The organism is Pseudomonas sp. HN8-3 (assembly GCF_020790195.1).
Lineage (GTDB): Bacteria > Pseudomonadota > Gammaproteobacteria > Pseudomonadales > Pseudomonadaceae > Aquipseudomonas > Aquipseudomonas synxantha_A.
Window position 1 is genome coordinate 420,773 of record NZ_CP086206.1, and the last position, 21,020, is coordinate 441,792.

Consider the following 21,020-nt stretch of genomic DNA (forward strand, 5'->3'; position numbering starts at 1 on the left):
GTATTGTCGTGCCTGTCGCTGGGTTAGCATCGCCCCCCAAAATTTGACTCGCCACGGGGGCATTCATGATCAAAAGGTATTGTTCGGTATTGCTGGTTAGCGTTTTCCTATGGGCTTACGCGGGTCTGCTGAGTGCGGGCGCCCTGGACGATGCTGTTCGTCGCGGCGTGTTGAAGGTGGGGACCACGCCCAATTACGTGCCCTTCGAGATGCTCGATAAGCAGGGGCGCATCGTCGGTTTTGAAATTGACTTGCTCCGCGCCATGAGCCGTGCACTGGGCGTGGAACTTGAGCTGATTGCGGTGCCGTATACGGATTTGGTACCGGGGTTGATGGCGAAGAAATTCGACCTGATTGGCAGTGGCATGACCGTCACCCAAGAGCGCAACCTGAAGCTCAACTTCAGCGACTCTTTCATTGTGGTGGGTCAGACCGTGCTGCTGCACCCCCGCCTGGCCGGCATCGTTTCCAGCATCGAAGAGCTGGACGACGCCAGCTACCGGGTGGTGACTATCCAGGGCACGACCGGAGAGGCAGCAGCCCAGCGTTTTCTGGGGGCTGCTCAACTGAGCACGGTGACGACCCCGGAAGACGGTGTGCGGCAGGTCGTGGAAGGCAAGTTCGATGCGTTTATCCATGATGCGCCCTACAACCTGATCGCGATGAGCCGGCCGCAGAACAGCGCCTTGTTGACACTGGAACAACCCTTCACCTTTGAGCCCCTGGCGTTTGGTTTGAAAAAGGGTGATTACGACAGCCTCAACTGGATCAATCACTTTCTCAACCAGATCGCTCAGGATGGCTCCTACGATCACCTGCATGACAAGTGGTTCAGGGACACGGCCTGGATGGCAGAGATTGAGTGATCGTCATAACTACTTACACATCAATCAATTGTCGAGGGGCTGCGCAGACGCGTCTACCCCTGCGCTTGACTGCACCGCCGTAGGACTTTTACGACATACGCCGATAACATTTACCGCTGAAACCTTTGTGACGGACAACGAGTGGGTTAGGATCGCATCCCGAAATGGCGCAGCCCTTTTGTGCGCCGACCTTATAAGAATCGTTCAGGGGTCTTGAAGATGAAAAAGTATCTTTCGATGCTGATGCTCGGCGTCACCGCGATGGTCGCTGCCACTGCGGCCCAGGCCGGTGCCATCGACGATGCGGTCAAGCGCGGCACGTTGAAAGTCGGCATGGACCCGACCTACATGCCGTTCGAAATGACTGACAAGCGCGGTGAAATCATCGGCTTCGAAGTCGACATCCTCAAGGCCATGGCCAAGTCCATGGGGGTCAAGCTGGAGCTGGTGTCCACCGGTTATGACGGCATCATCCCGGCCTTCCTGACCGGCAAGTTCGACATGATCGGCAGCGGCATGACCCTGACCCAGGAGCGCAACCTGCGCCTGAACTTCAGCGAACCCTTCATCGTGGTCGGCCAGACCCTGCTGATCCGCAAGGACCTGGAAGGCACCATCAAGTCCTACAAAGACCTGAACGATGAGAAATACCGTCTGACCTCCAAGCTCGGCACCACCGGTGAGATGGTCGCCAAAAAGCTGATTTCCAAGGCCAAGTACCACGGCTACGACAACGAGCAGGAAGGCGTGCTGGATGTGGTCAACGGCAAGGCTGACGCCTTCGTCTATGACGCACCGTATAACGTAGTAGCCGAGAAGAAAGTCGGCAACGGCAAGCTGGTGTTCCTGGAAGAACCCTTCACCTTTGAACCCCTGGCGTTCGGTTTGAAGAAAGGCGATTACGACAGCATCAACTTCATCAATAACTTCCTGCACCAGATCCGTAACGACGGCACCTACGATCGTATCCATGACAAGTGGTTCAAGAGCTCCGAGTGGCTCAAGGACATGGAATAAGGCCTGACACCGAGTTGCCTGCATCGCAGGCAAGCCAGCTCCCACATTTGACTGTATTTACACATCAAATGTGGGAGGGGGCTTGCCCTCGATGGCGGCCTATCAGGCAACACATATCCGGAAAGTGAAATGAAACAGAAAAAAGCCCAATGGCCCTGGCACCTGCTGACGGTGGTCGTGCTGGTCGGCCTGGCTGGCGCCTTGTACTACGCCACCTCGTTGATGTCCTACGAGTGGCGCTGGAACCGCGTGCCGCAATACTTCGCCTATCAAGCCGAAACCTCCCAGCGCGCCGCGGATATTTCCACCGTGGTCGAGTTGGTGCGCAAAGGCGATGTGGCCGAAGTCACCCTGCGCAACGACGCGGGGGCCGAGCAAAAGCTCACGGTTGCCGACAACAGCCTGCAAGTGGCGCGCGGTGATGATGTGGCTGAGGGCGATGTGGTCGGCGTGACCCGCCAGTGGGCGTTGGGGCCGCTGATGTGGGGCTTGTGGACCACGCTGTGGCTGTCGGTGGTGTCCGGCATCCTGGGCTTGGCGATAGGTTTGGCGACCGGTTTATGCCGGCTCTCCAAAAACCCGACCCTGCGGGATTTGTCGACGATCTACGTCGAACTGGTGCGCGGTACGCCGCTGCTGGTGCAGATTTTCATTTTCTACTTCTTCATCGGCACGGTGCTCAACCTCTCCCGGGAGTTTGCTGGGATCGCCGCGCTGTCGTTGTTCACCGGCGCCTACGTGGCCGAAATCGTCCGCGCCGGCGTGCAGTCCATCACCCGTGGCCAGGATGAAGCGGCGCGTTCCTTGGGCTTGAGCGCCAGCCAGTCGATGCGCCATGTGGTGTTACCGCAAGCCTTCAAGCGCGTGCTACCACCCCTGGCCGGGCAATTTATCAGCCTGGTCAAGGACACGTCCCTGGTGTCGGTGATCGCGATTACCGAATTGCTCAAGAGTGGCCGCGAAGTGATCACCACCTCGTTTTCGCCATTCGAGATCCTGTTCTGTGTGGCAGGCCTGTACCTGCTGATCAACCTGCCGCTGTCGAAAATGGCCAGCCGGCTTGAGCGGAGGCTCGCCCAAAGTGATTGAAGTGCGCGATCTGGTAAAAGTCTTCGACACCCGTGGGCATGTGGTACGCGCGGTTGATCACGTCACCACCCAGGTGGCCAAGGGCGAAGTGCTGGTGGTCATTGGCCCGTCCGGTTCCGGCAAGTCCACCTTCCTGCGCTGCCTCAATGGGTTGGAGGAGTTCGACTCGGGCTCGGTGAGCATTGATGGCCTGCAATTGGCCGATCCTAAAACCGATGTGAACGCCTATCGCCGTGAAGTCGGCATGGTGTTTCAGCATTTCAACCTGTTCCCCCACATGACCGTGCTGGAAAACCTGTGCCTGGCGCAAAAGGTCGTGCGCAAGCGCGGCAAGCAAGAGCGCGAGGCCAAGGCCCTGGCTCTGTTGGAAAAGGTGGGTATCGCGCAGAAGGCCCATGAGTTTCCATCGCGCCTGTCTGGCGGCCAACAGCAGCGGGTCGCGATTGCCCGAGCGCTGGCCATGGAGCCCAAGGTGATGCTGTTTGACGAGCCCACCTCGGCGCTCGACCCGGAAATGGTTGGCGAAGTCCTCGACGTCATGAAGACCCTGGCCCTGGAAGGCATGACCATGGTCTGCGTGACCCACGAGATGGGCTTTGCTCGCGAAGTGGCGGACCGGGTGCTGTTCTTCGACCATGGCAAACTGCTCGAAGATGCCGCTCCCGCAGCCTTCTTTGCAGCCCCCCAGGACCCGCGGGCTCAAGCCTTCCTACGCCAGGTGTTGTAACTGCTCAGACCTTGAACCGGCCTACCGAGCGCGCCAGGTCTGTGCCCAGGCGCGCCAGCTCAACGCTGGCCGCCGCCGTCTGCTCACTGGCGGTCGAGGTTTGTTCCGACGCATCCTTGACCTTCAGTACGCTGCGGTTGATCTCTTCGGCCACCGCGCTTTGCTCCTCGGCTGCTGCGGCAATCTGTGGGTTCATCTCCTGAATCACCGATACCGTACGGGTGATGTTGGCAAGGGCTGCGCCTGCGCGGCGCGTCAGCTCCACGCTGTTGTCGGTCAGGCTGAGACTGTTGTCCAGGATATCGGCGGTGTGTTGCGTGCCACGCTGCAAACCCTCGATCAACATCTCGATTTCCTCGGCTGATTGCTGGGTGCGCTGGGCCAGGGTGCGTACTTCGTCGGCCACTACAGCGAAACCGCGACCGGCTTCACCCGCGCGTGCCGCTTCGATAGCGGCGTTAAGGGCCAGCAGGTTGGTTTGCTCGGACACCGATTTGATCACCTCCAGCACGCTGCCGATCTTCTGGCTTTCCTGTTGCAAGCCTTGCATCGCCAGGCTCGAGCGGTTCATCTGCTCGGCCAGATGTTCGATATGGGTAATTGCTTCGGCCACCACCTGGTCGCCCACACCTGCTTGTTGATCAGCCTCAGTGGCGGCAATCGAGGCTTGCTCTGCATGACGAGCGACCTCTTGGGAGGTAGCGAGCATTTCGTTCATGGCGGTGGCGACTTGCTCGGTTTCCAGTTTCTGGCCATTGACCCCGGCGCGGGTTTGCTCGGTGACGGCGGACAGTTGCTCGGCGGCGCTTGCGATCTGGCGGGCGCTGTCGTTGATACCGCCGATCAGGGCGCGCAGGTTGAGCGTCATCTGGCCGATGCTGCGTTGCAATTGGCCCAGTTCGTCGCGCCGCGAGGTAGTGATATCGTGGCTCAGGTCGCCCTCGGCGATGCGGTTGGCTGTCAGCAGCGCCTGGCGCAACGGCCGCACGATCTGGCCGGCGATCAGCCAGGCAGCGAGGGCCCCGAGCAGCAGCGCTGCGCCTGTCACGTAGAGCAACATCAGGCGAGCCAAGTCTGCTTCTTTGTCGCGTTGCAGGGTCTGTTCCTCGCTCAGGCGGTCGCTTTGCGAGAGTAACTGGTCCAGCCACTGCTCCAGTTGATTCTGGGTGTTTTCAACAGTGACCTGCGCGTCCTTGACGCGGTTGAGTTGGGCGCGATAGTCGAGCAGGGCGCTGTTCAGAGCGGTGCTGTCGACCGGTAAAGCCGTCACGGCAGACTGAGCACCGTCGAGGGCCTTGAGCGCGTCGTCCACGCCTTGGGTGTAAATCTGCAGTGTGTCTGCGGCCCATGCCGGTGCCTTGGCGCGGTCTTCGGCTTTTTCCAAGGCCAGGCGCAGGTTTTCCACGCTATCCAAGGCTTTCTCATCGTTCTGGTCGGGCAAGTCACTGGAAAATTGTCCAAGGGTGTCGCTGGCCGCCACAGAACTGCTGGTGAGCCCCTTCTGCGCTTGCTCACGTTGTTGCATCAAGGTGGGTAGCCCGCCCAGTGCGGTCTTGAAGCGCGCGCTGAGGCGACTGGAGTCTTGGACTTGCTGCAGATGTGCCTGGATTTTCAGGCGATCCGCCAACTCGACCAGGTAACCGTCGATTTTTTCCATGTGCCGGCCGATCTTGTCGAAGTTCGTCGGTTCATTGAGGGTGCGGTACAAAATCCGTTCGGCGCGTAGTTCTTCACCGGTCACGGCCAATCGAGAAAGAGTGGTCAAGGTTTGTGCACGAAAGAGCGAGTCGTTCAGTGCCTGCCATCCCGTCAGGGCGACAGCAATGCACAGTGCCAGCACCAGGCCGAAGCCAAGGATAAGCTTGAGGGTGACGCTGGTATTGCCCAATACGCGGGTCAGTGGTCGAAACATGATGCACCTCCATCAGCAAAGAGAAAGCGTCTCGCAGTCCGACTGACGCAGGTCAGGAGGAGTGGGAACGCTAAATCTTTTCGGCAAGGGGCGCGTAAGTGTTGACCTGAAAGACGTGTAGGAAATTTCACAAGTTGCAGGGAGGACCCCGCACGGGCCACTCCCTGGTGTGAGCGTGTCAGACCCTGAAGCGGCCGACCAATGCTTGCAGATGAATGCCCAGGCGCGCCAGTTCTGCACTCGACGCAGCGGTTTCTTCGCTGGCCGAGGACGTCTGTTCGGATACGTCACGCACATTCAACACGCTGCGGTTGATCTCTTCGGCTACGGCGCTCTGTTGCTCGGCGGCGGTGGCGATTTGTGAGTTCATCGCCTGGATGGTTGAAACCGTGCGGGTGATATTCGCCAATGCGCTGCCGGCGCGACGCGTCAGTTCAACGCTGCTGTCGGTCAGCCCGCGGCTGTTGTCCATGATGGAGGCCACCTGCTGGGTACCGTTTTGCAAGCCGACGATCAGCTCTTCAATCTCTTCGGTGGACTTCTGTGTGCGCTGGGCCAGGCTGCGCACTTCATCGGCCACCACCGCGAAGCCACGCCCGGCCTCCCCGGCACGCGCCGCTTCAATGGCCGCATTCAGCGCCAGCAGGTTGGTTTGCTGGGCGACGGATTTGATCACGTCAAGCACGCTGCCGATCTTGTCGCTTTCGCGCTTCAGGTCGCCCATGGCGAGGGTGGAGTTGCCGACTTCGGTCGCCAGGCGTTCGATCTGGGCGATGGCTTCGCCGACCACCTTGTCACCTTCACGGGCCTGTTGGTCTGCGGCTACAGCAGCTTCCGAGGCTTGCTCGGCATTGCGTGCAACTTCCTGCACGGTGGCGGCCATTTCGTTCATGGCGGTGGCGACCTGATCGGTCTCGACCTTTTGGCTGTTGACCCCCGCGCTGGTCTGTTCAGTCACGGCCGACAATTGCTCGGCCGCGCTGGCGATCTGGGTGACGCCGTCGCTGATACCACCGATCAACGCGCGCAGGCCCACGGTCATGCTCTGCATGGCGCGTTGCAACTGGCCCAGTTCGTCCTGGCGGCCAGAGTCCAGGTTGTGGCTCAGGTCGCCGGAGGCCACGCGCTCGGCGACCTTGAGGGTCTGGTTTAGCGGGATGACGATCTGGCGGGTGATGGCCCAGGCTGCGAACAGGCCGAAGACCATCGCCAGTACGGTGGCGAGCAGCAACAGATACTTGGCCTGGGCCACATCGTGGTCGCGCACTGCGGTTTGCGACGTGGTGAGTTTCTCGCTATGGCCCAGCAGAATATCGCCCTGGGCGCTCATGATTTTAAGGGCGGCGGCACTGGCCACTTGGGAGTCGCGATATTGGCTGACGGCGGCGCGATAGGCTTGCAGTGAGACACCAGCCTCTTGCAGGTTGGCCTGGTAGGGCGCTGGCAGTTGGCTTTGCAGTTCGGTGATTTTTTTCAGGGCATTGTCGATGGCATCAAGGGCCGGTTGCTCGGCCTCGACTTTGCCGCTGTAGGTGTAGCCGCGTACCTGGAAGCGCGCTTGCTGGATCAGCTTGCTCAGGTCAACCACGCTGTTGAACTGGGTGACGCTGTCGCCTTGCAGGAGGCTTTTTTCAATCTCGTTGGTTTTGGCCACGGCATTGTCGGCGGTGTCGCCGAGCTTGCTGCGCGCGCCCTCACGCTTGAGGCCCGCCTGGACCATGGCCGCGAAGGCTTTTTTGTATTGGCTCAACGCTTCCTGTTGTTGCTCGACTAGGGCCTTGTCATTGGGCTGTTCGATTAACTGCGCGGCGGTTTCAAGGCCATTGTCCAACTGAGTAATCAGGCCGGTGACCGCGTCAGTGCCTTGTTCGCCGCGGCGCATATCAAAGTCCAGGCGCGCCAGGCGCAGGTCTTTGGTCAGGCCATTGAGGCTGGAGATAAAACCCAGCTTATCGCCGCGATTGATTACGTCGCCCAGGCCGGTCCAGCCGGTAAAGGTGATCAACAGCGTCAGGATCAACACCAGGCCAAAGCCGACGCTCAGCTTGCGGTTGACGCTTACATTCCCCAGTTTCTCGGCTAACCAACGATACATGCTGCGAACTCCCCTGGAACAAGGCTTGGACTTATTCAGAGGCTATCGGCATGGGCATAGGATTCTGTAGCGCCAGAGATCCAATGTGGGAGGGGGCTGTAGTGTTTTTGGATTTGATATCAGAACAGTCGGGCGAGCAGGGCCGTCACGGCGGTTTCAACCCGCAGGATGCGCGCACCTAGCTGCACCGGCTGTAGACCGGCCTTGGTCAGCAGGTCCACCTCATAGGGAATCCAACCACCTTCTGGGCCAATCGCCAGCGTCACCGGCTCATCCAGCCCCCGGGGGCACGCAGGGTAATCACCGGGATGGCCGATCAGGCCCAGGGTGCCTTCAACCATGGCCGGCAGGCGATCTTCGACAAACGGTTTGAAGCGCTTTTCGATAATGATCTCGGGCAGCACCGTGTCCCGCGCCTGTTCCAGACCGAGGATCAGTTGCTCGCGAACCGCTGCAGGTTCCAGGAATGGGGTCTGCCAGAAGCTTTTTTCCACGCGGTAGCTGTTGACCAGCACGACCTTGGGCACGCCCATGGCCGCCACGGTTTGCAGCACCCGGCGCAGCATCTTCGGGCGGGGCAGGGCCAGCAGCAGTGTCAGGGGCAGCTTTGGCGGCGGCGGTTGGTCGAAGCTGACTTGCAGCTCGGCTTCGCCTGCGTCCAGGCGCAGCAGTTGGGCATTGCCCATCAGCCCACCAATGCGGCCCACACGCAGGTTGTCGCCTACGGCGGCGCGGTGGACTTCCTGCATATGCACCAGGCGCCGATCACGCAGCACCACGCGGTCGGCCGCGATGAAGTCGGCGTCTTCCAGCAGCAGCAGGTTCACGGCTGGGTCGCTGGCGGCTGGTCGTCGTCGGCAGGCTGGTCGTCCGGGTGTTCGCCGCGCTTGCTGATCAAGCCGCTGAACAGGATGCCCACTTCGAACAGCATCCACATCGGCACGGCCAGCAAGGTCTGGGAGAAGATGTCCGGCGGCGTGAGGATCATGCCGACCACAAAGCAGCCGATGATCACGTACGGGCGGATCTTCTTCAGATATTTGACGTCGACCACTCCGATCCACACCAGCAACACCACCGCCACCGGGATTTCGAAGGCCACGCCAAAGGCGAAGAACAGCGTCATCACGAAGTCGAGGTAGCTGGTGATATCGGTCATCATCTCCACGCCGGCCGGGGTGGCGGCGGCGAAGAACTTGAAGATCAGCGGGAACACCAGGAAGTAGGCGAAGGCCATGCCGGTATAGAACAGCAGGATGCTCGACACCAGCAACGGCACTGCGATGCGCTTCTCGTGCTTGTACAGGCCCGGCGCAATAAAGCCCCAGATCTGATGCAGGATCACCGGGATCGCCAGGAACAGCGAAACCATCATGGTCAGCTTCAATGGCGTCAGGAACGGCGACGACACGTCGGTGGCAATCATCGTCGCACCGACAGGCAGGTACTGGCGCAACGGTGTGGAAACGAAGGTGTAGATCTGCTGGGTGAAGGCAAACAGCCCGGCAAAGATGATGAAGATGGCCGCTACGCAACGCAGCAGGCGGGTACGCAACTCGGTGAGGTGCGAGACCAGCGGCATGTGCTGGTCGTTTTCCGGTTTATCAGCGCTCATGGGGCTCGCGGCGGCAGTGTAGGGTCATTGGGCGCGGGCGACGCGACGGGCGTCGGCGCAGGCGTTATCGGGGCGGGAACGGCTTCGGCAGGGGACACCGGCGCGATGCTCTGCTCGGCCACCGGAGTGACCGGCTTGGCCGGCTCCTGCACCGGGGAAAGAATCTTGCGCGCCTCCTGCTCCAACGACAGGATATGTTCGTTGTGCAATTGCCGGCGGATCTCGTCGGCACCGATTTCACGTTCAACTTCCTGTTTGATCGCGTTGAAACTGCGTTTCAGGCGCCCGATCCACAGGCCGGCGGTGCGTGCGGCACCGGGCAGGCGTTCCGGCCCCAGTACCAGCAGGGCTACCAGGCCGACGAGCAGCAGTTCAGAGAAGCTGATACCAAACATTAGTCAGTGCTCACGAGTCTTTGCGGGTCGGCTCTTGGACTTTTTCAGCCTGCACGTCGAAGGTACGACGCTCGGTGATCGGCTGAGCGGCCTGCGGGTGCACAGGCTGTGCCGGTGGCACCGGGTTTGCGCTTGGCTCGGCGGGTTTCTCGTCGTCGTTCATGGCTTTACGAAAGCCCTTGATCGACTCGCCGACGTCGGTGCCGAGGTTTTTCAGTTTTTTGGTGCCGAACACCAGAACAACCACCACCAGAATGACGATCCAGTGTTTCCAGTCAAAAATGCCCATGCTGCAAATCCTCAAGTCTTGGTTAATCAGGCGGACGGGCGCGAGGCCTTTTCGGCGTGCCCGGACAAGCCGAAGCGACGGTCCAGTTCATCCAGCACGGCCTGTGGATGCTGCCCCAGTTGGGCAAGCATGACCAGGCTATGGAACCACAAGTCGGCGGTCTCATAGATTACATCGCTGTAATCACCGCTGATTTGCGCGTCCTTGGCCGCAATGATGGTCTCGACGGATTCTTCGCCGAGTTTTTCCAGAATCTTGTTCAGACCCTTGTGGTAAAGGCTAGCGACATAGGAGCTGTCGGCATCCGCGCCTTTGCGGTCTTCCAGCACCTGGGCCACACGGTTCAGGGTATCGCTCATGTTCAGTGTCCTGCCGAATAAATGGCGTGCGGGTCTTTAAGCACTGGGTCCACTGTCTTCCATTCGCCGTCTTCGAAGACGCGATAGAAACAGCTGTGGCGCCCGGTATGGCAGGCGATGTCGCCGATCTGATCGACCATCAGGATCACCACGTCAGCGTCGCAGTCCAGGCGCATTTCATGCAGAACCTGCACGTGTCCGGATTCTTCGCCCTTGCGCCACAGTCTGCCACGCGAACGTGACCAGTAGATGGCGCGCTGCTCAGTGGCGGTGAGGCTCAGCGCCTCGCGGTTCATCCAGGCCATCATCAATACGCGCCCGGTCTTGTAGTCCTGGGCAATGGCCGGCACCAGGCCGTCACTGTCCCACTTGATCTCGTCCAGCCAGTTTTTCATGTTCGGCTCCGGCAATTTGCGACAGTGTATAACCGGATTGGCTATCGACGCACGATCAGATAAACACCCACCGCCACCATGATTCCGGCTGGCCAGTGACCCAGTTGATTCAGCGGCCCGCCGATCACTAGCATCACACCGCCCACCAGGTGCGCGGCGCCGAGCAGGCGCAGGAACCAGTCGTCCTTGCGCTTGCGCCAAGGCGGCTCGGGGTCTTTGGCGTGGGGCTGGGACATGCGCTCCAGTAGATCGCGGGTCATGTTGGCCAGGTGCGGCAGTTGTTCGAACTGGCTGTGCAGGTTGCCCAACATGGTCTTCGGGCTCATCCGCTCACGCATCCAGCGCTCCAGGAACGGTTGCGCGGTGTTCCACAGATCGAGGTCCGGATACAACTGGCGGCCCAGGCCTTCGATGTTGAGCAGGGTTTTTTGCAGCAGCACCAACTGCGGTTGTACTTCCATATTGAAGCGCCGCGCAGTCTGGAACAGGCGCATCAGCACCTGACCGAAGGAAATATCTTTTAACGGTTTTTCAAAGATCGGTTCGCATACGGTACGGATCGCCGCTTCGAATTCGTTGAGCTTGGTTTCCGCCGGCACCCAACCTGAATCGATGTGCAACTGCGCCACGCGGCGGTAGTCGCGCTTGAAGAAAGCAAACAGGTTGCGCGCCAGGTAGTCCTGGTCTTCCGGGGTCAGGCTGCCGACGATGCCACAGTCGATCGCGATGTACTGCGGGCTCCACGGATTGACGGTGCTGACGAAGATGTTGCCGGGGTGCATGTCGGCGTGGAAGAAACTGTCGCGAAATACTTGGGTAAAGAAGATCTCCACCCCGCGTTCGGCGAGCATCTTCATGTCGGTGCGCTGGTCGGCGAGGGTGGCCAGGTCGGTGACCTGCACGCCGTAGATGCGCTCCATCACCAGCACTTTCGGCCGGCACCAGTCCCAATACACTTGTGGCACGTACAGCAGTTGCGAGCCTTCGAAGTTGCGTCGCAATTGGCTGGCGTTGGCCGCTTCGCGCAGCAGGTCGAGCTCGTCGTAGATGGTTTTTTCGTAGTCGGCGACCACATCCACCGGGTGCAGCAGACGCGCGTCGGCAGAAAAACGTTCGGCCGCCCGAGCCAGGATAAACAGCCACGCCAGGTCCTGGCCGATGATCGGCTTGAGGCCCGGGCGAATGACTTTTACCACCACCTCTTCGCCGGTCTTGAGCTGTGCGGCGTGGACCTGCGCGACCGAGGCCGAGGCCAGGGGCTCGACATCGAAGCGGCTGAACACCTCGCTGATCTTCTGGCCCAGTTGTTCTTCGATCAACGCCATCGACTGCTGTGAATCGAAAGGCGGCACACGGTCCTGCAACAGCATCAGTTCGTCGGCGATGTCTTCAGGCAGCAAGTCGCGGCGGGTGGAGAGGATCTGCCCGAACTTGATAAAGATCGGCCCCAGATCCTGCAACGCCAGGCGCAGGCACGCGCCTCGGCTGAGCTCCAGCTGTTTGCGCGGGAACCAGCGCCACGGCAGCACATAACGCACCGCCAGCAGGAACCAGGGCAGGGGCAGGGCAAACAGCAGGTCATCGAGGCGGTAACGGATTACGACGCGCTGGATACGAAACAAACGGCGGACGGCGAGCAGCTTCATGCGTTATCGCTTGGATCAAGGGAGCGGCTCAGGCGTTCGAAGCGGGCCTCGAGGCGTTCCAGGTCGATTTTGGCCTTGTCGAGCTCACGAAAGCGCGCTTGCGCTTCCCGTTGCCCGACCAGGGTGCGCGATTCTTCGCTCAGGTATTCGGCGAGGTTCTGGTTCAGGCTGGCGAACCCTTGCTGGTACCAGCGCGAGCGGCTGCGCAGGTGCCCGCTGAGCAACTGGGTGGCGACCGGGCCGATCCAGCGCGAGAGTTCGTATTCCCAATCCAGCTCCAGGTCCTGCAGCACGGCGGCCAGGTCCATCAGCACCGCACTGTCGCCTTCCAGCTCCACCTCGGGGCTGTGGAGGATGGCGGTCTTGTTGCGGCTCAGCGCCAGGTGCAACAGGCTGGAGGCCGGCGCACGCAAGGTGCAGTCGGCGTCGGCGGCCCATTGAGTGGCGAGCAGCAAGCCTTCATCGCTGGGCAGGATAAACAGCTGCACAGCGGGGCTGCGGCAGTCGACGGCAATGACTTTGCCGTTCAAGTGCGCGAGCCGTGCCAGGGCGGTGCTGTCCAGGCGCAGAACACGGTTGAGGCCATGTTCGACGCTTGCGAGAAGGCCTGCGAGCAGCATCAGGGTTTGATACCTCGGTGCAATGCAACGATGCCGGAGGTCATGTTGTGATAGGTCACGCGGTCGAAACCGGCCTCCACCATCATTGACTTCAGGGTTTCCTGGTCGGGGTGCATGCGGATGGATTCGGCCAGGTAGCGGTAGCTCTCGGCGTCATTGGTGATCAACTTGCCCATCAGCGGCATGAAGGCGAACGAGTAAGTGTCGTAGACCTTGGACATCAGCGCGTTGGTCGGCTTGGAGAATTCCAGCACCAGCAGGCGGCCACCTGGCTTGAGGACACGCAGCATCGAGCGGATCGCGTCCTCCTTGTGAGTGACGTTGCGCAGGCCGAAGGCGATGGTCACGCAGTCGAAATGGTTGTCGGGGAACGGCAGCTTCTCAGCGTCGGCCTGGACGAACTCGATATTGCCGGCCACACCTTTGTCGAGCAGGCGATCGCGGCCGACCTTGAGCATCGAACCGTTGATATCGGCCAAAACCACCTGACCGGTGGGGCCGACCAGTTTGGAGAACTTGGCGGCCAGGTCGCCCGTGCCGCCGGCGATATCCAGTACCCGGTTGCCGGTGCGTACGCCCGACAACTCGATGGTGAAGCGCTTCCACAGACGGTGCATGCCGCCGGAAAGCACGTCATTCATCAGGTCGTACTTGGCCGCCACGGAGTGAAACACCTCAGCGACTTTTTCCGCTTTCTGGCTTTCCGGGACGTTCTTGAAACCGAAGTGAGTGGTGGGTTCGGCATCGCTGCCTTTGCGCTGATCAGTCATATCGCTGTCACCAAAAGAGAATGCGGGACATGATAATCCCCAAGGCCTACTTTGTCTTGGCAAGGCTGCAGGTAAGATAGATGCTCACCGAGGCCATTTGCCGCATGGCGGGTGTTCCGAGTCGTTATAAAGAGGAGTCATTGCAATGGCCCGTATTACCGTTGAGCGTGAACATACCCTGGGGAAAGAACAGGCGCGGGCCAAGGCTGAGCAATTGGCGCGCAAACTCGAGGATAAATATGGTGTGGAGTCTTCATGGGCCGGCGATACCCTGAAGCTGAAACGTTCCGGGGTTAAGGGCACGGTCGCGGTGGCCGATGACTCGCTGCGCATCGAGGTAGAACTCGGCCTGTTGATGTCGGCCATGAGTGGCACGATCAAGTCCGAAATCGAAAAAGCCTTGGATAAGGCGTTGGCCTGACTTAGGGTGCCGATTCTAATTTTAACCCCTACTTTGTGCCCAAGCCCTCAACTCCTGCGGGCCGTCCTCCACCCTTTTTGCGTGAGGTGCACCATGGCCAAAGTTATTTTGAAGAAAAAAATCGACGTTCAAACCACCCCCCTGAGTGAGGTTAAAAGCTATGCCCGCAAGATCTGGCTGGCGGGCCTTGGTGCCTATGCAAAGGTCGGCAGCGAGGGCGGCGAATACTTCAAAGAGCTGGTCAAGAGCGGCCAACGCGTTGAAAGTAAAGGTAAAAAAGTTGTAGTTGAACAACTTGATGCCGCCAACAGTCAGATTGATCAAGTAAAGAGTAACGTCTCCGGCGTCAGGGGCTTGGTTGAAGTTCAGCTGGATAAAGTTGAAAAAGCTTTTGACACGCGTGTTGCAAGTGCCTTGAATCGAATCGGCATTGCGTCTAAACATGACGTGGAGACACTCTCTGCTAAGCTCGAAGAGCTGACGGCATTGCTCGAACGTGTCGCGCGTAAACACTAAGGAGACATCGGGATGGCTGTTAAAAAGACTACTCAGAAAGAAGGCAGCTCGTGGGTCGGGGAAGTTGAAAAATATTCCCGCAAAATCTGGCTTGCTGGTTTAGGCGTGTACTCGAAGGTTAGCAGTGACGGCGGTAAATACTTCGAGACTCTGGTCAAGGACGGCGAGAAGGCCGAGAAGTTGACCAAGAGCACAGTCGGTAAAAAAGTGGACGCGGCCAAGGCAACTGCCGGTTCTGCCAAGTCGAGCATTTCTGACACTTGGGGCAAGTTGGAAGAAACCTTCGACAAGCGCCTCAATAGTGCAATTTCGCGACTGGGCGTACCCAGCAAGGCTGAATTGAAGACGCTGCACAGCAAGGTCGATACCTTGACCAAGCAAATTGAAAAACTGACCGGCGCCAAAGCGGCTCCTGCCAAGACCGCCGCGGCCAAGCCTGCAGCAAAACCGGCTGCCAAACCTGCGGCTAAAACAGCCGCTGCAAAACCCGCCGCGAAAACTGCCGCCAAGCCTCTTGTTAAAGCCGCCGCCAAGCCGGCTGCAAAACCCGCTGCCAAAGCACCAGCCAAAGCCGCTGCGAAACCTGCGGCCAAGCCCGCGGCTAAAACCGCTGCCGCCAAACCGGCCACCAAGCCTGCCGCTAAGCCAGTGGCCGCTAAAGCCGCCGCGAAACCTGCGGCTAAACCGGCTGCCAAACCTGCGGCTAAAACCGCTGCTGCCAAACCTGCTGCCAAGCCCGCTGCTGCGAAACCAGCAGCCAAGCCTGCGGCCAAACCTGCAGCGGCCAAAAAGCCTGCGGTAGCGAAAAAACCGGCAGCAGCAAAGCCTGCCGCAGCGGCCAAGCCGGCAGCGGCGCCAGCACCGGCCGCTTCTACCGCCAACTCGGTGTCCGCACCGACGCATACGGCTGCTACCCCGACTGCAACGCCGGTCACCCCGACGCCATCCAGTCAGTCCTGATTTTTCCGGGACACAAAAAAACGCCCGGTCTGCGAAGACCGGGCGTTTTTTTATGCAAGCCTAAAAAACGCTGCATTTCCAATGTGGGAGCGGGCTTGCCCGCGATGGCGGAGTGTCAGTCATACAGGCATTGGCTGATCCAACGCTATCGCGGGCAAGCCCGCTCCCACATGTTTAATCAGTGTCATCCAGATATTTCAAGGCGAACTTCTCAGTCGCCTTCCGCGCCGTCGGTAACAGATGGGGGGCCACCAGCATCATGATCTGGTACACCACCACTCGCACCTCACCCTCACGGTCCAGAATCCGTTGGTAATCCAGGGAAAACAGCAGGGTCAGGGTGATCTGTTCCACCAGCTGTCCCAGTGCCTGGGTGTCACTGACCAGCTGCCCCGCGGCTTTCAACCGCGCTAACAATGAGGCCAGGGTGCGCTTGAGCGCCGTGAGCAGGTTGCGAATGCCCTTGGCCAGCTTCGGCAGGCGCCCGGCCAAGTTCGACAGGTCCTGGAACAGGAAGCGGTAGTGGGCCATGCGCTCGACAATCAGGTGCAGGAACAGCCAGTAATCCTCGGCCTCCAGTTGCGCATTGGCGGGAGGATCGAGCAATGGCGCCAACTCGCATTGAAAGCGCTCGAACAGCCCCAGCACCAACGGCTCCTTGCCGTGGAAGTGGTAGTAGAGGTTGCCGGGGCTGATCCCCATTTCATTGGCCACCTCCATGGTCGATACGTTCGGTTCGCCCTTGTGGTTGAACAACTGCAAGGCACATTCAAGGATACGGTCGCGGGTCTTCATCCAGTCTTCTTAATGTGATCGTTGAGCTCAACGCACCCGCACATAAGTGCCTGGCGCTGCTTCCATCGGTGGGTAGTTCTGGTTGCCCAGGACGGTAAGCGTTTCGCGTTGTACCCCGGAGCGTTGTTGTACCCATTCCAGCCACTGCGGCCACCAGCTGCCTTCGACATGCCGGGCGTCGTAGTACCAGGCACGCGGGTCACTGCTCAGCTTGAGGTTCTCGACGTAGTTGGCCTTGGGGTTGCCCGGCGGGTTGAGGATGCTCTGGATATGCCCGCTGTTGGACAGCACAAAGCGCCGCTCGCCGCCCAGCAGTTGGGTGGAGCGATACACCGCGTCCCACGGTGTGATGTGGTCGTTGATCCCGGCCACGCTGAAGCTGTCCACCGTGACCTTGCGCAAGTCGATGGGCGTTCCGCACACCTCCAGGCCGCCGGGATGGCTCAGGGGGTTGTGCTTGAAGAAGTCCAGCAGGTCACCGTGCAAGGCGGCGGGCAGGCGCGTGTTGTCGTTGTTCCAGTACAGGATGTCGAAGGCCGGCGGCTCCTTGCCCAGCAGGTAATTGTTGATCCAGTAGTTCCAGATCAGGTCGTTGGGGCGCATCCAGGCAAACACCTTGGCCATGTCACGGCCGTCCAGCACGCCCTCCTGGTAGGAGCGGCGCTTGGCGGCTTCGAGGGTTTGTTCGTCAGCGAACAGGGTTGCGGGGCTGTCGATCTGGCTGTCGAGCAGGCTCACCAGGTAACTGGCGCTGGAGATGCGCCGCAGCTGGCGCTTGGCTTGCAGGTGGCCTTGCAGGGCGGCGATGGTCAGGCCACCGGCGCAGGCGCCCATCAGGTTGACCTCGCGGGCGCCGGTGATGGCCCGGCAGACATTCAGTGCCTCCTCCAACGCCGCCACGTAGGTGGACAGGCCCCATTCGCGATGCCGCACGTCCGGGTTGCGCCAACTGATCATGAAGGTTTGCAGGCCATTTTTAAGGGCATATTGCACAAAGCTGTTGGCCGGGCTGAGGTCGAAGATGTAGTACTTGTTGATCTGCGGCGGCACCACCAGCAGCGGCTTGGCGTACTGTTTTTCGCTCATGGGCTTGTACTGGATCAGCTCCAGCAGTTCGTTGCGAAACACTACCGAACCGGGCGTGGTCGCCACCGTCTTGCCGACTTCGAAGGCGTGTTTGCTGACCTGGCGGGGCAAACCGTTGTTGTGCAGCAGGTCTTCGAACAGGTTACTCACGCCGCGCACCACGCTGTTGCCGCCGGAGTTGAGCAACTCCTTGATCGCCAGCGGGTTGAGCAGGGTGTTGGAAGGGGAGACGGCGTCGTTGAGCAGGGCGAAGGCGAACTGCGCACGCGCGCGATCATCGTCACTGAGGGTGCTGTCATCGATCCACTGCCGCGTCTGTTTCTGCCAGCTCAGATAGGCTTGCAAGCTGCGCCGGTACAGCGGGTTGAGCTTCCAGGTGGGGTCGCTGAAGCGATTGTCCCTGGGGTTGGGCTCGTGCACGGTCTCACCCAGCAGCACACGGCCCAGTTGGCCGCCCAGGGCCAGGGCGTGGCGGGCGGTGTGCACCGGGTTGCGCAGCCCGTGCGCGGCGACGGTGCGCAGGGTTGACAGCAGGTCGCGGCCGCGCAGGCCGGTGATCGCATTTTGTGCGTTGATGAACGCAGCGGGGGTGGGCGCCGGGTTCGTCACGGGTCTTTCTCGCATGAGCCAACACTCCTTCGTCAAGACATCAAGCAGGCACGCCAATCCAGAACCATAGTCGGTTCCTGGCAACTTGCGCGGTGGTGTGGTCCTTCACACCGCCGGTCGCGGATGTATCACTGCGCGCAAGCGCTCCTCTTCGAGAAACTTCATGATGATCGGCGCCACGGCTTCAGCCCGGGTGATCAGGAACAGGTGCCCGTCATCGATGATGTGCAACTGCGCATTGGGGATGCGCCAGGCGAGCATGCGCATGTTGACCAGCGGGATCAGCGGGTCATCGTCCCCGGCCAATACCAGGGTGGGCTGGCGAATCTTGTGCAGCCAATGAATGCTGGTCCAGCCCAGCCCGGCGAACAATTGCCAGTAGTAACCCAGCTTGCCAGCCGAGCGCACTTTGCTCGCATGTTCGGCGGCCAGGTTCGAATCGCGGCGGAACGAGCCGCCATAAATCATCGGCGCGATGCGCACCACATGGGAGGGTTGGATATAACGCCGGGGGCTGGCCATCAGCCACAGCACTTTGGGTTTGCCCGGCACCATAAAGGCCCCGGCAGCTGTGGCCGCCAGGATCAGCTTCTTGCAGCGTTCCGGGTAGTCATAGGCGAACTGCTGCGCCAGTGCCCCGCCCCAGGACACACCCACGGCGTTCACCTGGCCGTAGTCGAGGTAATCGAGCATACGCGCGGTGAGCCTGGCCAGGCCGGGGAAGCGATAGGGCCGCTTCGGCGTCGAGGAACCGCCAACGCCGGGCACGTCGAACGCAATCACTTCCAGGTCCGGGTCCAGGGCCTGGACGAACGGGAACACCAGCTCAAGGTTGGCGCCGATGCCGTTGAAGATCAGCAGCGGGGTCAAGTGCGGCTTGCCCGGGCGTACCGCCGTGCGGATGGTCTGGCCATCCAGGTCGATGGTACGGAAGATGAACGGTTGCGCCATGCTCAAGCCCTGTGAAGTGTTACAGGAGGAATACAGTCAAAATGTGGGAGGGGCGGTGCGACGATTCGACTTGCTCCCGATGGCGGTGTGTCATTGAGCACACCTGACACTGATCCATCCCTATCGGGAGCAAGTCGAATCGTCGCACCGCCCCTCCCACATTTGGATCTCATTCCAATCTACCGCTCATGTACATAGGTACCTGGCGCCGCTTCGGCGGCGGCATAGGTTTTACTGCCTAATGTCGCCGGGGCTTTTTTCAACTTCCCCGCCCGCTCCGCCTGCCACACCTGCCAGTGCAGCCACCACGAATCGGTGTGCTTGGTGGCGTTCTCCTGCCACTGCAACGCACTGCCCGACAAGCCCTCGCTGGTCTGGTAGCGCGCCTTGGGGTTGCCTGGCGGGTTGAGGATGCTCTGGATGTGCCCACTGCTGGACAGCACGAACTCGACCTTGCCGCCAAACAACTGCGCCGACTTGTAGCACGACTGCCACGGCGTGATGTGGTCGTTGGTGCCGGCCAGGGAGTAGATGTCGGCAGTGACCTGCTTGAGGTCGATGGGCGTGCCGCACACTTCCAGGGCGTTGGCGCGTACCAGTGGGTTGTTCTTGAACAGTTCGATCAGGTCGCCATGGAAAGCGGCCGGCAAGCGTGTGGTGTCGTTGTTCCAGAACAGGATATCGAACACTGGCGGTTCGTTGCCCAGCAGGTAGTTGTTGACCCAATAGTTCCAGATCAGGTCGTTGGGGCGCATCCAGGCAAAGACCTTGGCCATGTCGCGGCCTTCCAGCACGCCGGCCTGATAGGAATGGCGCTTGGCCGCTTCCAGGGTCTGCTCGTCGACAAACAGTGCCACTTGGGTGTCCAGGGTGGTGTCCAGCACGCTCACCAACAGGGTCAGGGCGTTGACCTTCTTCTCGCCCAGCGCCGCGTAGTGGCCCAGCAGTGCGGTGCAGGTGATGCCACCGGAGCAGGCGCCGAGCATATTCACGTCCTTGCTGCCGGTAATTGCTGTGACCACATCGACCGCTTCCTTGAGCGCCTCGATATAAGTAGAGAGCCCCCACTCGCGCTGGGCCTTGGTGGGGTTGCGCCAACTGACGATAAAGGTCTGTTGCCCATTGCGCAGGCAGAAACGCGCCAGGCTCTTTTCCGGGCACAGGTCGAATACGTAGAATTTGTTGATCTGCGGCGGCACCACCAGCAGTGGGCGCTCGTGTACCTGCTCGGTGATGGGCTTGTACTGGATCAGCTCCAGCACATCGTTGCGAAACACCACCGCGCCTTCGCTGGTGCCCAGGGTCTTGCCGACCTCAAAGGCGCCCATGTTGACCTGGCTCGGCATACCGCCGTTGTGCACCATGTCCTTGGCCAAGTGGGACAAACCGTCGAGCAGGCTTTTGCCGCCGGTTTCAAAGAAGCGCTTGACCGCCGCCGGGTTGGCCGCACTGTTGGTGGGGGCCATGGCTTCGGTCATCAGGTTGATCACGAAGTGGCCACGGCTGATGTCTTGTGCCGGCAGGTTGCTGTCGTCGATCCAGTCGTGGAGTTCCTTGCGCCACGCCAGGTAAGTCTGCAAATAACGTTTGTAGAGCGGGTTCTGGCTCCAGGCCGGGTCGTTGAAGCGACGGTCATCGCCTTCAGGCACCAGTTGGGATTTGCCGAACATCACATTCTTCAACTCGACGCCAAAGTGGGCGACGTGCTTGACGCTGTGCAACGGCTGCTTGATGGCTTGGGTCAGCACCATCTTGGCCGAGGCCAATAAATCCTTTTTGCGTAACGCGATGATCGGGTTCAGCCCCAGGGTGTTTTCCGAGGCCTGGCGTTTCAAGTCATCGTTATTCTTGTTACTCATCTACGACGCTCCATTGTCCGAAAGACGA

The 21,020-nt window shown here is 60.3% G+C and carries 22 protein-coding genes and 1 pseudogene; 7 read left to right on the forward strand and 16 right to left on the reverse strand.

Annotation, left to right across the window (positions count from 1 at the left end):
- Positions 1-65: 65 nt before the first annotated feature.
- The 4 genes from LJX92_RS01850 to LJX92_RS01865 all read left to right on the forward strand — a co-directional run bounded on the left by LJX92_RS01850 (position 66) and on the right by LJX92_RS01865 (position 3,699).
- Positions 66-866: a transporter substrate-binding domain-containing protein gene (locus LJX92_RS01850; protein WP_032878330.1), complete on the forward strand. Its 801-nt coding sequence runs from the start codon at positions 66-68 to the stop codon at positions 864-866.
- Between the two features lie 219 nt (positions 867-1,085).
- Positions 1,086-1,883: a transporter substrate-binding domain-containing protein gene (locus LJX92_RS01855; protein ID WP_005783978.1), complete on the forward strand. Its 798-nt coding sequence runs from the start codon at positions 1,086-1,088 to the stop codon at positions 1,881-1,883.
- Positions 1,884-2,012: 129 nt separating this feature from the next.
- Positions 2,013-2,972, forward strand: coding sequence for an amino acid ABC transporter permease (locus tag LJX92_RS01860; protein ID WP_005783980.1), 960 nt, complete (start codon positions 2,013-2,015; stop codon positions 2,970-2,972).
- Positions 2,965-3,699: an amino acid ABC transporter ATP-binding protein gene (locus LJX92_RS01865; RefSeq protein ID WP_032878328.1), complete on the forward strand. Its 735-nt coding sequence runs from the start codon at positions 2,965-2,967 to the stop codon at positions 3,697-3,699. The genes LJX92_RS01860 and LJX92_RS01865 overlap by 8 nt, the downstream gene beginning before the upstream one ends.
- Positions 3,700-3,703: 4 nt before the next feature.
- On the opposite strand, the gene LJX92_RS01870 is transcribed toward LJX92_RS01865, so the two are convergent.
- The 12 genes and pseudogenes from LJX92_RS01870 to ubiE all read right to left on the reverse strand — a co-directional run bounded on the left by LJX92_RS01870 (position 3,704) and on the right by ubiE (position 13,795).
- Positions 3,704-5,611: a methyl-accepting chemotaxis protein gene (locus LJX92_RS01870; RefSeq protein WP_228309250.1), complete on the reverse strand. Its 1,908-nt coding sequence runs from the start codon at positions 5,609-5,611 to the stop codon at positions 3,704-3,706.
- A gap of 178 nt (positions 5,612-5,789) precedes the next feature.
- Entirely contained in the window at positions 5,790-6,662 is an 873-nt protein-coding gene (locus LJX92_RS27035) for a methyl-accepting chemotaxis protein (RefSeq protein WP_372804085.1), read from the reverse strand.
- 33 nt (positions 6,663-6,695) lie between these two features.
- A pseudogene (locus LJX92_RS27040) lies at positions 6,696-7,706 on the reverse strand (methyl-accepting chemotaxis protein); the annotation flags it as partial.
- A 119-nt stretch (positions 7,707-7,825) separates the two neighbouring features.
- Positions 7,826-8,533 (reverse strand): 16S rRNA (uracil(1498)-N(3))-methyltransferase, encoded by a 708-nt coding sequence (locus tag LJX92_RS01880; RefSeq protein WP_228309251.1) that lies wholly within the window; start codon positions 8,531-8,533, stop codon positions 7,826-7,828.
- Positions 8,530-9,321, reverse strand: coding sequence for a twin-arginine translocase subunit TatC (tatC, locus tag LJX92_RS01885; RefSeq protein WP_005783990.1), 792 nt, complete (start codon positions 9,319-9,321; stop codon positions 8,530-8,532). Before tatC ends, LJX92_RS01880 begins: the two co-directional genes overlap by 4 nt.
- On the reverse strand, positions 9,318-9,716 hold the full coding sequence (gene tatB, locus LJX92_RS01890; RefSeq protein ID WP_032878326.1) for a Sec-independent protein translocase protein TatB: 399 nt from the start codon (positions 9,714-9,716) through the stop codon (positions 9,318-9,320). The genes tatC and tatB overlap by 4 nt, the downstream gene beginning before the upstream one ends.
- Before the next feature lie 10 nt (positions 9,717-9,726).
- Positions 9,727-10,005 carry a twin-arginine translocase TatA/TatE family subunit gene (locus LJX92_RS01895; protein WP_005783993.1) on the reverse strand — a complete coding sequence of 93 codons (279 nt, stop codon included), beginning with the start codon at positions 10,003-10,005 and terminating at the stop codon, positions 9,727-9,729.
- Between the two features lie 26 nt (positions 10,006-10,031).
- A complete protein-coding gene (locus LJX92_RS01900) occupies positions 10,032-10,364 on the reverse strand; it encodes a phosphoribosyl-ATP diphosphatase (protein ID WP_003187881.1) in 333 nt (110 codons plus the stop codon).
- Positions 10,365-10,366: 2 nt separating this feature from the next.
- Positions 10,367-10,759: a phosphoribosyl-AMP cyclohydrolase gene (gene hisI / locus LJX92_RS01905; protein WP_005783996.1), complete on the reverse strand. Its 393-nt coding sequence runs from the start codon at positions 10,757-10,759 to the stop codon at positions 10,367-10,369.
- A gap of 41 nt (positions 10,760-10,800) precedes the next feature.
- Entirely contained in the window at positions 10,801-12,405 is a 1,605-nt protein-coding gene (gene ubiB / locus LJX92_RS01910; RefSeq protein WP_005783998.1) for a ubiquinone biosynthesis regulatory protein kinase UbiB, read from the reverse strand.
- Complete coding sequence (locus tag LJX92_RS01915; protein ID WP_005784000.1) at positions 12,402-13,025, reverse strand: ubiquinone biosynthesis accessory factor UbiJ; 624 nt, start codon at positions 13,023-13,025, stop codon at positions 12,402-12,404. The genes ubiB and LJX92_RS01915 overlap by 4 nt, the downstream gene beginning before the upstream one ends.
- Positions 13,025-13,795 carry a bifunctional demethylmenaquinone methyltransferase/2-methoxy-6-polyprenyl-1,4-benzoquinol methylase UbiE gene (gene ubiE / locus LJX92_RS01920; RefSeq protein ID WP_003171186.1) on the reverse strand — a complete coding sequence of 257 codons (771 nt, stop codon included), beginning with the start codon at positions 13,793-13,795 and terminating at the stop codon, positions 13,025-13,027. The genes LJX92_RS01915 and ubiE overlap by 1 nt, the downstream gene beginning before the upstream one ends.
- 145 nt (positions 13,796-13,940) lie before the next feature.
- On the opposite strand from ubiE, the gene LJX92_RS01925 reads away from it, so the two are divergent.
- From LJX92_RS01925 to LJX92_RS01935, 3 genes are all read left to right on the forward strand, one after another.
- Positions 13,941-14,216 carry a polyhydroxyalkanoic acid system family protein gene (locus LJX92_RS01925; RefSeq protein WP_005784005.1) on the forward strand — a complete coding sequence of 92 codons (276 nt, stop codon included), beginning with the start codon at positions 13,941-13,943 and terminating at the stop codon, positions 14,214-14,216.
- Between the two features lie 93 nt (positions 14,217-14,309).
- Positions 14,310-14,732, forward strand: a complete 423-nt coding sequence (locus LJX92_RS01930; protein WP_032878324.1) for a phasin family protein — start codon at positions 14,310-14,312, stop codon at positions 14,730-14,732.
- A gap of 12 nt (positions 14,733-14,744) precedes the next feature.
- Entirely contained in the window at positions 14,745-15,692 is a 948-nt protein-coding gene (locus LJX92_RS01935) for a phasin family protein (protein ID WP_078820082.1), read from the forward strand.
- A 174-nt stretch (positions 15,693-15,866) separates the two neighbouring features.
- Here LJX92_RS01935 and LJX92_RS01940 read toward each other — a convergent pair whose 3' ends face one another.
- The 4 genes from LJX92_RS01940 to phaC (LJX92_RS01955) all read right to left on the reverse strand — a co-directional run bounded on the left by LJX92_RS01940 (position 15,867) and on the right by phaC (LJX92_RS01955) (position 20,992).
- Entirely contained in the window at positions 15,867-16,487 is a 621-nt protein-coding gene (locus tag LJX92_RS01940; protein WP_005784011.1) for a TetR/AcrR family transcriptional regulator, read from the reverse strand.
- Between the two features lie 27 nt (positions 16,488-16,514).
- The gene (gene phaC, locus LJX92_RS01945; RefSeq protein WP_228309252.1) at positions 16,515-18,197 is read right to left on the reverse strand and encodes a class II poly(R)-hydroxyalkanoic acid synthase; all 1,683 of its coding nucleotides are present in this window, start codon (positions 18,195-18,197) and stop codon (positions 16,515-16,517) included.
- Between the two features lie 90 nt (positions 18,198-18,287).
- Positions 18,288-19,133, reverse strand: coding sequence for a poly(3-hydroxyalkanoate) depolymerase (gene phaZ / locus LJX92_RS01950; RefSeq protein WP_005784015.1), 846 nt, complete (start codon positions 19,131-19,133; stop codon positions 18,288-18,290).
- A 179-nt stretch (positions 19,134-19,312) separates the two neighbouring features.
- Positions 19,313-20,992 carry a class II poly(R)-hydroxyalkanoic acid synthase gene (gene phaC, locus LJX92_RS01955; protein ID WP_005784017.1) on the reverse strand — a complete coding sequence of 560 codons (1,680 nt, stop codon included), beginning with the start codon at positions 20,990-20,992 and terminating at the stop codon, positions 19,313-19,315.
- Positions 20,993-21,020: the final 28 nt, after the last annotated feature.